The 11,693-nt window shown below is 60.3% G+C and carries 12 protein-coding genes, 3 tRNA genes and 1 pseudogene; 9 read left to right on the top strand and 7 right to left on the bottom strand.

Features of this window, described 5'->3' with window-relative positions:
- Positions 1-102: 102 nt before the first annotated feature.
- The 3 genes from BFAL_RS06975 to galE all read right to left on the bottom strand — a co-directional run bounded on the left by BFAL_RS06975 (position 103) and on the right by galE (position 1,603).
- A tRNA-Phe gene (locus BFAL_RS06975) sits at positions 103-178 on the bottom strand.
- Between the two features lie 43 nt (positions 179-221).
- Positions 222-295 (bottom strand) — tRNA-Asp (locus BFAL_RS06970).
- Positions 296-589: 294 nt separating this feature from the next.
- Positions 590-1,603 carry a UDP-glucose 4-epimerase GalE gene (gene galE / locus BFAL_RS06965; protein WP_055427691.1) on the bottom strand — a complete coding sequence of 338 codons (1,014 nt, stop codon included), beginning with the start codon at positions 1,601-1,603 and terminating at the stop codon, positions 590-592.
- Between the two features lie 216 nt (positions 1,604-1,819).
- On the opposite strand from galE, the gene trmB reads away from it, so the two are divergent.
- Positions 1,820-2,707: a tRNA (guanosine(46)-N7)-methyltransferase TrmB gene (trmB, locus tag BFAL_RS06960; RefSeq protein ID WP_082440447.1), complete on the top strand. Its 888-nt coding sequence runs from the start codon at positions 1,820-1,822 to the stop codon at positions 2,705-2,707.
- Positions 2,708-2,812: 105 nt separating this feature from the next.
- A tRNA-Glu gene (locus BFAL_RS06955) sits at positions 2,813-2,884 on the top strand.
- Positions 2,885-3,043: 159 nt separating this feature from the next.
- Here the strand turns inward: BFAL_RS06955 and BFAL_RS11895 are convergent.
- A pseudogene (locus BFAL_RS11895) lies at positions 3,044-3,256 on the bottom strand (helix-turn-helix domain-containing protein); the annotation flags it as partial.
- A gap of 181 nt (positions 3,257-3,437) precedes the next feature.
- On the opposite strand from BFAL_RS11895, the gene BFAL_RS06950 reads away from it, so the two are divergent.
- The 7 genes from BFAL_RS06950 to BFAL_RS06920 all read left to right on the top strand — a co-directional run bounded on the left by BFAL_RS06950 (position 3,438) and on the right by BFAL_RS06920 (position 7,754).
- Positions 3,438-3,677, top strand: coding sequence for a helix-turn-helix domain-containing protein (locus tag BFAL_RS06950; protein WP_236691697.1), 240 nt, complete (start codon positions 3,438-3,440; stop codon positions 3,675-3,677).
- A 466-nt stretch (positions 3,678-4,143) separates the two neighbouring features.
- Positions 4,144-5,352, top strand: a complete 1,209-nt coding sequence (locus BFAL_RS10705) for a helix-turn-helix domain-containing protein (RefSeq protein WP_082440446.1) — start codon at positions 4,144-4,146, stop codon at positions 5,350-5,352.
- Positions 5,349-5,876, top strand: a complete 528-nt coding sequence (locus BFAL_RS06940) for a WhiB family transcriptional regulator (protein WP_055427689.1) — start codon at positions 5,349-5,351, stop codon at positions 5,874-5,876. The genes BFAL_RS10705 and BFAL_RS06940 overlap by 4 nt, the downstream gene beginning before the upstream one ends.
- A gap of 43 nt (positions 5,877-5,919) precedes the next feature.
- A complete protein-coding gene (locus tag BFAL_RS06935) occupies positions 5,920-6,516 on the top strand; it encodes an AAA family ATPase (protein ID WP_055427688.1) in 597 nt (198 codons plus the stop codon).
- 4 nt (positions 6,517-6,520) lie between these two features.
- Complete coding sequence (locus tag BFAL_RS11605; RefSeq protein ID WP_055427687.1) at positions 6,521-6,760, top strand: hypothetical protein; 240 nt, start codon at positions 6,521-6,523, stop codon at positions 6,758-6,760.
- A gap of 114 nt (positions 6,761-6,874) precedes the next feature.
- Positions 6,875-7,282, top strand: a complete 408-nt coding sequence (locus BFAL_RS06925; RefSeq protein ID WP_055427686.1) for a hypothetical protein — start codon at positions 6,875-6,877, stop codon at positions 7,280-7,282.
- A gap of 73 nt (positions 7,283-7,355) precedes the next feature.
- A complete protein-coding gene (locus BFAL_RS06920; protein WP_236691696.1) occupies positions 7,356-7,754 on the top strand; it encodes a hypothetical protein in 399 nt (132 codons plus the stop codon).
- Here BFAL_RS06920 and BFAL_RS10700 read toward each other — a convergent pair.
- The 3 genes from BFAL_RS10700 to BFAL_RS06910 all read right to left on the bottom strand — a co-directional run bounded on the left by BFAL_RS10700 (position 7,725) and on the right by BFAL_RS06910 (position 11,405).
- Positions 7,725-8,897, bottom strand: a complete 1,173-nt coding sequence (locus tag BFAL_RS10700) for a hypothetical protein (RefSeq protein WP_082440445.1) — start codon at positions 8,895-8,897, stop codon at positions 7,725-7,727. The genes BFAL_RS06920 and BFAL_RS10700 overlap by 30 nt on opposite strands.
- 263 nt (positions 8,898-9,160) lie before the next feature.
- The gene (locus BFAL_RS06915; protein WP_055427685.1) at positions 9,161-9,925 is read right to left on the bottom strand and encodes a hypothetical protein; all 765 of its coding nucleotides are present in this window, start codon (positions 9,923-9,925) and stop codon (positions 9,161-9,163) included.
- On the bottom strand, positions 9,918-11,405 hold the full coding sequence (locus BFAL_RS06910) for an AAA family ATPase (protein ID WP_055427684.1): 1,488 nt from the start codon (positions 11,403-11,405) through the stop codon (positions 9,918-9,920). Before BFAL_RS06910 ends, BFAL_RS06915 begins: the two co-directional genes overlap by 8 nt.
- Positions 11,406-11,693: the final 288 nt, after the last annotated feature.

The raw sequence follows: 11,693 nt of genomic DNA, 5'->3' as shown, positions 1-11,693 counted from the left end.
AAATCGGACGATTTGCGCACCAAAATCGCGCCGAGATTACCGGGAGCCACACGGGGACACAACAACGAAAAAGCCCCGCAGATTCATCTGCGGGGCTTCCCTTGGTGGCTCCGAACGGCGTCGATCCGTTGACCTAGCGATTTTCAGTCGCTCGCTCTACCAACTGAGCTACAGAGCCATTGGACAATCACTAGCCCGAAACCGGACTTCAATCATCCTAGCGACCACGACCGGACTTGAACCGGCGACCTCCGCCGTGACAGGGCGGCGCTCTAACCAACTGAGCTACGCGGCCGTTGTTTCTCACGTTTCCGCGAGGCAACGAGTAGATATATTACTCACAGCGACCCATCGCGCAACTTACGGCGTGTCGCCTTATATTCCAACCATTACAGCACTCTACGACGCCTCCGCATCCACGATTCCCCCACCCCGAATCCGCGGGAATCAGAACGGCAGAACCACGGGAACGGGGAAACATGGGAAACACAGAACCCCGCGAACACACGCGGGGCGCGCCCGCCGCAGCGGAACGCGCCCCACACATGCCATATGGCGCCCCAACATGGCACCTCACGCGGAACCGGAGTCAGTCGGCCTGCTTCCAGTTCTCGACGTCGATGTGGTGCTCCGGGTTGGCCTGCCACGCCCTCCACGCGGACTCGACGATGTCCTCCACGTTGTACTTGGCGTGCCAGCCCATCTCCTCGTTGATGCGCTTCGGGGAGCCGATGAGGTGCGGCGGGTCGCCGGCGCGACGGCCCTGGACATGCTCCTCGAACGGCAGGCCGGTGACCTTCTTGAGCTCGTCGACGATCTGGCGCACGGAGGTGCCCTCGCCGGTGCCGACGTTGAAGGCGTCGTACTTGCGCTCGTCGCGGTCGAGGTACTTCAGGGCGGCGATGTGCGCGTCGGCCAGGTCGGAGACGTGGATGTAGTCGCGCACGCAGGTGCCGTCCGGGGTCGGGTAGTCGTCGCCGAAGATCAGCGGCGCCTTGCCCTTCTTCAGGCGGTCGAGCAGCATCGGGATGAGGTTGAGGATCGCCGGATCCTCGAGTTCGACCGGGCCGCAGCCGGCGACGTTGAAGTAGCGCAGCGCGCAGAAGCGGATGCCGTAGCGGCCTTCGCAGGCGCGGGCCATCCACTCGCCGAACAGCTTGGTCTGGCCGTAGGGGTTGATCGGCAGCATCGGGACGACGTCCTCGGGGACCACGTCGACCGGCGGGACGCCGTAGGTGGCGGCGGAGGAGGAGAAGACGAGCTTCTTCGTCTTCTCGGACTTGCTCATGCCGGTGAGCACGTTGAGCATGCCGCCGATGTTCTGCTGGTAGTACCACAGCGGCTTCTCGACGGACTCGCCGACCTGCTTGCGGGCGGCGAAGTGGATGACGGCGTCGACATCCTCGGCGTCGAGGATCTCGGCGAGACGCTCGCCCGCACCCGGGGCGGAGATGTCCATGCCGTACAGGCGGGAGCCTTCGATGCGGGTGGGCTTGCCGTAGCTCAGATCGTCGACGACGACGACCTTCTCACCGGCTTCATGGAGCGCGTGGACGACATGGGCGCCGATGTAGCCGCACCCACCAGTGACGAGAACTGTCATATCTGGCCTTTCGATTGACAATGGAGCCGTCGGGCGAGGCGGTTCGACCACGCGAGCCGCTGTTCGCTTCTGCTCACATTTGTTATATTTCCGAACAATTTGAGTATAACACGTCACACGTCCGAACACACGCGTTTCCTTGAATCAGGACGCGCCAATCATACGTAATCATGGTGAATAATGGAACAACGAACGACGACGCAGGAAGGAACATGCATGACGAACGACGCGACGGCAGCCGCCATCGACACGACGAACGCGGCAACCACGGCAACCACGGAGACCGCGAACGCACCCGCACCCGACACGGCACCCCCCGCGCACCCGATGCACCGCGTGCTCTCGTTCGTGCGACGCTCAGGCAGGCTCGACGCGCGCCTCCAGCGCGCGTGGGACAACTACGCCGGCGACTACCTGCTCGACGTGAACGCCGGCGAGGGCTCGCTCGACGTACGCGAAGGCTTCGTCTTCGACGACGATTACGTGCACCGCACGTGGGGCAACGGCAATCCGCTCATCATCGAGATCGGCTCCGGCCAGGGCGAGAACGTCGTCGCGGCCGCTGCCACACGGCCCGACGTGAACTTCCTCGCGCTGGAGGTCTACGATCCCGGCGTGGCGCACACGCTGCTGCTCGCCGGCAAGCAGGGACTCTCGAACCTCCGCGTGGCGCAGGTCAACGCGCCCGAACTGTTCAAGACATGCGCCGCGTCCGTCGCCGCCGAGGTGTGGACGTTCTTCCCCGACCCGTGGCCGAAGATGAAGCACCACAAGCGCCGCATCGTCCAGCCGGCGCTGGCGGCCGAAATCCGCCGCGCGCTGGCCGACGGCGGCGTCTGGCGCATCGCCACGGATATAGAGGACTACGCGCTGCACGTGCATGAGGTGATGGACGGGCTCGACGGCTGGCGCAACGCGGGCGACGTGACCGTCAGCCTGCCCACCGGCCACGTCGGCAAGGGCAACGCCGACCTCGCGGCCGACATGCCCCACGCCGACTTCACCGAGTCGGAACGGTTCGCGGGGCGCGTGCTCACCAACTTCGAGAAGAAAGGTCTCGCCGCCGGCCGCGTGATCCACGACTTCACCTACCGCAAGGCGTGAGGCAGGTGTTCCCGCGCGCGCACCGACCGCGCGCGGGAACACCGCTGACGACACGCCGGGTTTGCACGATGACGGCAACCTGCGTATTGTTACACGAGTTGTCACGCCCCCATCGTCTAACGGTTAGGACACCAGACTTTCAATCTGACAACGAGAGTTCGACTCTCTCTGGGGGTACCCACCGGCTCCGGGATCCACGAGGTATCGTGGCCCGGAGCCTTTTGTTTCCAACGGTTTCAGGCCGTCAGCCTGGCCTTCAGCCGCGCGCACAGGAAACCCGGCGGTGGCCGCTGCCACCAAAGATGCACCTCCGTCGCCGTTCATGCCACGCATCATCTGCTCGTACATCGACGCGTCCAGAAGGTAGAGGGGCGAGACGTTGAGGAACTCCGCCACCGCGGCGATGTCCTGGATGGTCCAGGTGGTCTTGCCGGTCATCTTCGCGGACACCGCGCCCTTCTTCAGCCCCAACGGGGCGCACAGGGCCTGCTGGTTCAGGCCGCGTCCCGTCAGCTGCATGTTGACGTTCCAGATGAACACCTTCTGCATGTAGTCGCCGAGTCCATTGGTTCCGGGAGATGATTCAATACTTGTCATATCAGGTTCCTTCATATTTACATACGTCCATTGCCGATGGACACAATCCTACAACAGCGATTTGCTTCGACGCAAGTTCCCTGATATATTGTCTATCGTGAATGGACTGACAGCAAAAAGATTGGATTCTCCGATGCGTCGATACATGACGTCGGCGGGTCTGAGCTGCCGCGACCTCGCGAAGGAGATGGGCAAGTCCAAATCCTCGGTCGCGGGGAAGGTCAATGGTTCGATACCGTGGCAGCAGTCCGATCTGATCTGGCTGGCCATTCACCGAAACCTGTCCCCGGGGTACGTGCTCGGCATCGATGCATACCTGACGGACGGCGGGTGGAAACCCGAAACAAGAATCCCCGGACCGGCTGGAACCTGACACGGGGATTGAACGGCAACAACCATGGGACGCGCCGGCGCGTGCATCCGCCAAGATCAGACGCCAGCTGTCCCGATTCCCTGAAGGAGGATCATCGCCATGACCGATTCTACCAATGCCGCCGGCGTTCGCCCGGCGCATGTTTCCGAGCCTACCCGTTCGCGCGACGCTGCGCGGCGGACGACGCGAGCCGATGGGAACGTCGACATGCGCATTGCGAAAGCTCATGTGCTGTCCATGCTCGTCCACCCGTCACGGGGCTCGCGCCGTTGAGGCGCGCGTCCACGGGATATCCCCCCGAATCCGGCCGAACCATGTGGTGGATGGTCGTGGTTGCCGTGTGCGTTTCCGGCGGCGTTCTCGCGTATGCGTTGTGCCGCGCCGCCCGCTCGGGCGACGAGATCGGTGCAAGGCTGCGCGAACGGCGTGAAGCGGACCGGCGGTGTGACGTCGAGGAGGACTGCCGATGAGCAGCAGGGCCGAGAACTGGGCATGGGAGCGTGACGACGTCAAGGGCATCACCAAGTTCGTGCTGGTGTATCTGGCCCGTCGCGCCTACTACGACGATGGCGCCGCCGCCTGGCCGAGCGTGGAGACCATTGCGTTCAACTGCGGGTGCTGTGAGCGCACGGTGATCCGTTCGTTGCAGGAGTTGGAACGCAAGGGCTACATCAGGCTCGGTGACCAGGAGATGTCCGCGCGCAATCCACGCACGCGCAAGCCGATAGCCAAGGGGCATCGCTCCCGCGTGTGGGACGTCGTCATGGACGGCGACCGACCCGCCGAGAACATCGAGGAGAAGCCCCGGAACCTGGACGCGCTGGCCTGCTCCGGCGAGTCGGATACGGGCAAGGACAATTTGTCACCCGACGGATTGTCACCCGAACCGACGGATGCCGGCTCGCGGACAAATTGTCCCGAAATTCCGGACAGAAAGTCACCCAATAGACAAGTGATAAACAATTCTCCCTTCATCCCCTTCGGGGATGCCTCCCTCAACGCCGGACAAGCCTCCGCTCGGACGTCCGCCACCAATTCGAAGCCTGGAACCGTTCCAACGCCCGATTGGGGCAGGGCCCTGCCTCCACGGGGATGCAGGAACCCGCTGTGGGTGCCCGAGCCCGGCAAACTGCCCGAGCCGGTCACGGAGCGCGCCGGACAGGAGGTTCGCGTGCTCGACGGCATCCGGCAACGCCTGCTCGCCGTGGACCGGCGGTTCGACGTTCCGGCGACCATGGCCGACCGCAAGGCCGTCCACTCGCTGCTGATCGACCGGCCATACGGCGAGATCGTCGCGACGATGGACTGGGCGTACCGCAACCGTTACTGGCTGCCCCGGCTCGCCAATGGAGCCAAGTTCGCCGCGAACTACGTGCAGCTGCGGCTTGAGATGCTCACCCATCCCGATCCGACGGGCAAACGCGCGTCCGATGCCCCACTGCCGGTCGTCAAGGATCCCAACCGGGCGATACCGGTCAGCTCGTTGTCCGCGAGCCGCGTGCCGATCTACGGGGCGGCGCTGCTGCGCACCTCGCTATGCCAGGAGCACATCGACGGTAGCATCTCGCAGGAGGCATGCCCAGTATGCGCGTACGACAAACGCAACCATGCCACCCACGATGTCGCCGGACGCCGCAGAGCGAAAGCCGGCGCTTCGTCCGAGGTGCGGCCATGAACGGGGCAGGGAATCGTCTTGAGGAGTGGAAGCAATCCGGCGAATGCCGTGGCTTTCCGCGACCCTGGTCCGACTACCTGTGGTCGTTGGAGTTCGAACACCGTCCGGATGACGCGAAGGCGTTCCATTCGGTCGCCAGGGCAGTGTGCGAACAGTGCCCGGTCCGGGCTGAATGCCTGGCCTACGCGGCCAGCGGCGGACTCGAATGGGGCGTGTACGGCGGCAAGGTGTGCACCGACCGGCGCAGGATCGCGCGCATGGCCGAAGCCGACGGCGTCCCCTGCCGGGACCGCGGCCTGCCGTGGCCGCAACGCTGGCGGCTGCTCACGGACTGGATACGCGCCCACCGGAACGTGTTCGACGAAGCCACCGACGAGGCCAGCGCCGAACGCCAGCAGCGACGCCTGCGCGCACGGGGCGGGACGGCCGATCGCCACGCCCCGCATGAGCCGTCAGACAATCAAACAATCAAGCAAGCAGGAATCCAAGCAATCCAGCAAGCAAACAATCAAGCGACCGACTGACCGGGTTCACATGATCGCCGGCAATCGCAAAGGAGAAGAACGAATGCGCATCGCCATAGCCAACGCCAAGGGCGGGGTCGCGAAGACCACGTCCAGCATCTACATCGCCTCGGTCATCGTTTCCAGGGGCGGCAGGGCCGTCGTGTACGACGCCGACCCACAGTCCAGCGCGAGCCTGTGGGCCGCCGCCGCGGAACAGACCGCGGACCCGCTGACGTTCGACGTGCTGCCCGCCAACCAGGCCACGCTCCGCCAGCTCGCCGCGGGAGCCGACCCGGACGAATGGGCGATCATCGACGCGCCGCCGCAGGGACCAACCCTGGACATGGCCATCAAGGCGGCCGACTTCGTGATCGTGCCGGCATCGGACTCGCCCATGGACCTCCAGCAGGCATGGAGCACCCTCGACATGGCCAGGATGAGCACGCCCGCCGCGCTGCTGCTGGTCAAGGCCGAACGCAACACGAAGGCGTTCCGCGACACCATGGACGCCCTCATTGCCATGGACACTCCCCGGTTCGACACGATCGTGCCGAAGGCCCAGTCCTACAAGCGTTCGCTCGGCACCAACCCGCATCAGCTGGGCGAATACCGCGACCTCGTCACCGAACTCCAGCAGATCGCCGGAAAGCAGGAGTGAGACCATGCAGGGCAACTACCAGCCACTGACGCGACCGGTGCCGTTCGACGACGTGCTGCGTCAGCAGAACAAGACCTCCAAGGCCACGGGCGAACCGTTGGTCATGCTCTCATTGCGCATACCCGTGTCGCTCAAGACCCGGCTCAAGACCGCGGCCGCCGCGCACGACCTGCCCATGCAGCAGCTTCTACGCGACGCCATCGAACGCGAGCTCGACCGGCTCGACGGCGACGACGAGCCGTAACCCGTCAGACAATCAAGCAATCCAGCAAGCAAACAAGCCAACAACCAAACATTCAGGCAGTCAAACATGCAGACGCGATCCGACAAGCCGGCGCGTCTGCGGAAAGGAGACACTATGGACTATTCGATGGAGGTCTCCGTTCTCGGCGACCGGATCAGCATCGGCGAGGAGGCGCACGTCATCACCCTCGGCGTGAACACGGGATTCCCCGCGGGCTCCACGGCGGGACTGGCGTACACGCTCTCGCCATTGCAGGCCCGTGTGTTCGGCGCGCAGATGCGCGCGGCTGCGGACGCCGCGGAGGGGCATCCGGGCATGCCGTCCGACGAGGAGGTGAACGCGGCGGCGAAGGTGTTCTGTGGCGGCGTGTGGAACGGGTTCGACCCCGCCAGCATGATGCCGACCGAACAGTTCGACCGGTTCTGGGGCGACGGCGAGGGCCACCAGCTCTACCTGGCGATCGCGCGCCACGCGCTCATCGCCGCCCGCATGTCCATCCTCGCCGGGCAAAACGAAAGCTGACAAGCAGACAAGCCTGCATGCAGACAATCAAACAATCCAACAATCAAACCTGATTGCATGCAGGCAAGCGGACATGCAAGCAATCAAGCAAGCCAACAATCAGGAAAGCAAACAATCCAACAAGCAGGAACGGAGCAGAGCCATGAACGACAACCATAACGAAAACGAGGAGCCCTTCGACGGCACGAGCGAGGATTCCACGCTCGAAGACCAGATGAGCGCGCACATCGCGGCCATCGCCGCCAGCGGCGTCGCCGCCGAAGCCGAAGCCCTAGCCAACCGACAAGCCGACATGGCGGCCAAGGAACGCCGTGAAACCAAACTGGCAATCCTCGCCGCCATCGCTATCATTGGCGCTTTCGCTATCTGCGTCATTAAAACGTTAAAAAATATACATGACCCGAACGATAATCACTTTGATAGATATAGAAAATTAACCCGATTAAACCAATTGTTCCTCAGATTGCATTAGGTCAATAAGTCGCCGAGTTAAACTGACGTCTTTCTTTAGTTTTGCGGTTCTTGTTTCAATAAACAGGAACCGCCTATTTTTTGACGATAAAGAAAAGTAGCAGATATAAAGCAATAGGATAAACAATAAAACACAGCTTACATAAAACAGGCATTGATGAGACGTAAGAATAAAAATCATACTTAAATACATTGATGCAATAAATGAGAAAACCGACAATGCAATACAATAAAGTATTTTTAGTGGACGAATTTCTTTCGTCAATCCTTCAAACACCTTTATTGAATCATAAAGGATACTTCCTAGAACGTAAACTGACAACCAGTAAAAAACAATCAATGTAAAAGAAATCACCAAATTGGCCAACAATAACTTATGCTGATGCACGGATGAGCAAACATAGACCAGAATCACAAACGACAATCCGATACCATTAAGAGTCCTATTCCATCTTCCTACACTGCGAAACACATGGCGCTTTCTTTTCCTATTGGCGACATTGCATAGCTCTTTTTCCGCTTCGTGCAATCTATTGGATAATTCCTTCAATCGAGTACGATAATTCACAGATATATCGCCTATGCCGTAAAGCATAGTGAAACAAAACAATAAACCGAAAATAAGAAGAACACCAAGTCCTTTCCCATACCGGAGGATCAGACTAGCGGATGACAGGCCGAGAAAGCAGACGGAAAGATTACTGAATCGTATGAGCGTTCTACCCATAGATCTGAATCTAAACATATGGTTTTTTGAAAGATCCTCAACTGCGATACCCACGGAAAGACCCGCAACTATCGCCAATAGAGCGAGGATAATAGACAGGCCTGCATCTTCTGCAAAACAGGGGAAAGCTTTTAGTATAGATTCCGTCTTGTTCCAAGAAGATTTTTCTGGCAACTCATTTAAAGATAATTCCTTACAATGATGGGCTATGGCTGAAATAGAGGATAATATTATTCCAATAATAAGCCAGAAAGACTCGTATCCAAGCCATCGTAAAAATTCAGCGTTTTCAACCTTGTTGTCAGTATATATACTATCTAGGTCGATTCCCGGATTACCAACCGAAATATGATATTCATTACTGCGATATAGCGGACTTTTATAAGGTGTGGAGATATGCTTTTCATGTTTTGTCATATTGTATACTTCCTTGTATGTAATCATTTGCAATTCATCGACAATGTCTTATCGACTGCGAATCCGCGTTCCATATAGTCCTCATTATCTACATCATGCTCGCATTTGTCGAAGCTGAAATAGATGCAAAATATAATATTATAGACGACCTCTGCGTTATGTTACAAATACTCTAAGTCTATATTCTTAACCATAATTCGCGTCCGCAGCCGGATGGTCCTAGGATTGCTAATGCGACTCCAGGCTATCCAGCTACGGATGACCTATTGTAGTTCGCCTGCAAGGTATGGTTCCACGAATGCGAGGTTGCTGCCACGTTCGAGTGAGTGGAGGTCCTGCATGGCGTATTGCCAGGATTCCTCCCAGGTGGCCGGGTTGCCGTGTATGCGTCGCAGGGATTGAAGGGTCGTCGAGAACAGGTTCGGGTTCTGCGTGAAGCGGTCGGCCAGTTTGATGGCGCCGCTCTGCTTATGCTGTGCGTCCAAATTGTCGGTCCTGCCGCGGAACGCGTGTTCGAGATTGCGGCTGACATAGAACAGACGGTATGGAATCAAGACGGTGCGACTGCCCTGCTTCTTCCTGAATCCGTCGAGTTTCAGCAGAGCGTCCACGCCGTTTCGCTTGACCGTCCGGTCGGCGATCAGGGAGGTGCGGTTCGCAGTGATGATGTCGGTCGTTGAATATAGGGTCCCTTCCGCTGACGCATCCTCCCTCACGCAGTCGTCGGGCGCAAACGCGCCGTCCAGATCGCAGATCTGGACAATATTGCCAAGCTGTCCCCATGTGCGGTCATGGTCTTTGAGGTAGTACTCCACGAGTTCGCGCACGGTTTGCGAGGGTTTGTCCGCGGGGTAGAACCCGTTGCGCCGGTGGAATTCCTCGCGGTGGTTCGGTGCAGTCAGCACGTCGCAATGGAATTCCTGACCTTGGAACAGGCGGTTCTCGATCAACGCCGAGAACGCCGGCACGAGCAGGCTGGCGTCGCTCGCGCCCTCCACGACCAGCAGGACGATCTTGCGTTTAGCCACGGTCCGCCTCCGTCCCGGCGGCGTTGAGTGCTGCCAGATCGTCATCGATGTCGTCGTCCTCGTCGGGGTGGCCGGCGGCGTAGAGGCTGTTGCCGAACATGCGCGGGATGGGCGAATCGTAGATGTCCGGACCGTTCCATCCGAGTTCGCTGATTGTCAGGTACCGTCGGCGCTGGTTGTTCGTGGAGGACTTGCGGGGAATGGTCGCGAACCGATTATTGGGATCGGTCACCGTCGTGCGGATGCAGCTGTTCGGCAGCACCTCCAACGCCCGCAGGTTATGGGCTGTGAACACCAGTTGCCCCGCGCACCCGTCCGCCAGCTGGCCCAGCATGTCGCCGAGCAGCAGCTCGAACACGCCGGAGTCGAACTCGTCCACGGCGACCAGCGCGTTCTCGTCGTTGTACGCGTGCTTGAGGTAGCCGAGCAGCGCGGTGATGCGTATGATGCCCTCGCTCTCGCAGCGGAAGGGAACCGTGACGTCGCCGCGGCGGGAGAACAGTTCCGCGGTGACCCGGTCTTCGCCGTCCTTGCCGGAAGGCGCGGTGCCGGTCTTCAGCAGGACGTGCAGGCCGGGCACGATGGTGGGCAGGATGCGGTCGAAGGATTCCACGGTCTGTCCGAGCCGTTTCGCCTGGCCGGGGGTCAGCGGATTGGGCTGCAGCAGGTCGAACGCGAACTCCGTGTTACGGCCAGCCGGGTTCTCCTCCATGATCGGGATGATCGCGAACGCGGCGTAGGAGCCGCGACGAGTGGTGGACACGAAGATGTCGTTGGTTGCATAGCCGCACAGGGCCTCGCGCAGGCGAACGAACTCGCCGAAACGCTCGTTGATATACGTCAACGATCTGGAGGACACGCCGTTCGCCTCCCGCACGCGGGCCGCCACCCAGTCGATCAGGAACTCGGCGTCCGGCCGATCGTCGAGCGTGGCGCACCGGGAGAACAGGAACGAGCGCCCCTCCATGTACGCGCGATCCGCGGTGCGCGAGACCACGGTCTTCACCGAAGCGATCGCCTCGATGGAACGCCACACGTAGACCGGGGTCGACACGAACCCGTCCGCCTCGGAATCCTCCATACGATGCCCCAGCACCTCACGGCCCAAGCGTGAGGGATCGTCGCCGATGCGCACCGATTCGGCGACGACTCGCGCCCGCGTCGAATCCTGGTTCGCCTTGCACATGGACACCCTGTACTCAAGATAGCTGGGCTTCTGCCTGTCTCCAATGAGGAACGTCGCCGTCACGGTCGCCGAACCGGCGCTGGCGCTGACGACATCACCGGCGGTATCCGGCAGCATATTCCCGGACAACAGCGCGCGCAGTATCCCGATGGCGTCGATGACGGTGGTCTTACCGGACCCGTTCTGCCCGTAAACGCCCGTGACGCTACCACCGGCGGGCAGATCATCGAAATCCAGGACGCCATGCGATATGTTCCTCATGTCGTCCAGAACAAGTCTTTTCAAACGAATCATCGCATTGCCATTCCCTAAAACTCATAATAGTCAATTTTTAATTGAAATACATGACTATTATACAATGTGACCTGTATGTATACCGCCGCGTTTCGCAATCAGATCATAACCAGAGCGACGCAACAGCCCCGATCCACGATGAGATGGTTCGATCGAGGCAACGTCTGTCCGCCGCGGAGGAACTCGACGTGGGGTGATGCTGGTGATGCGTTCGGGGTCCGGCGGTTTGCCGTCGGGCTTGCGGGCGTGCTTTTCTTCCAGGGACCCGGGAGGAGGCGGGTTCTGGAG

Origin of the sequence: Bifidobacterium aesculapii (assembly GCF_001417815.1) — a bacterium.
Lineage (GTDB): Bacteria > Actinomycetota > Actinomycetes > Actinomycetales > Bifidobacteriaceae > Bifidobacterium > Bifidobacterium aesculapii.
Note: the sequence above shows the minus strand (reverse complement) of the source record. Positions and strands in the feature narration are given on the sequence as shown.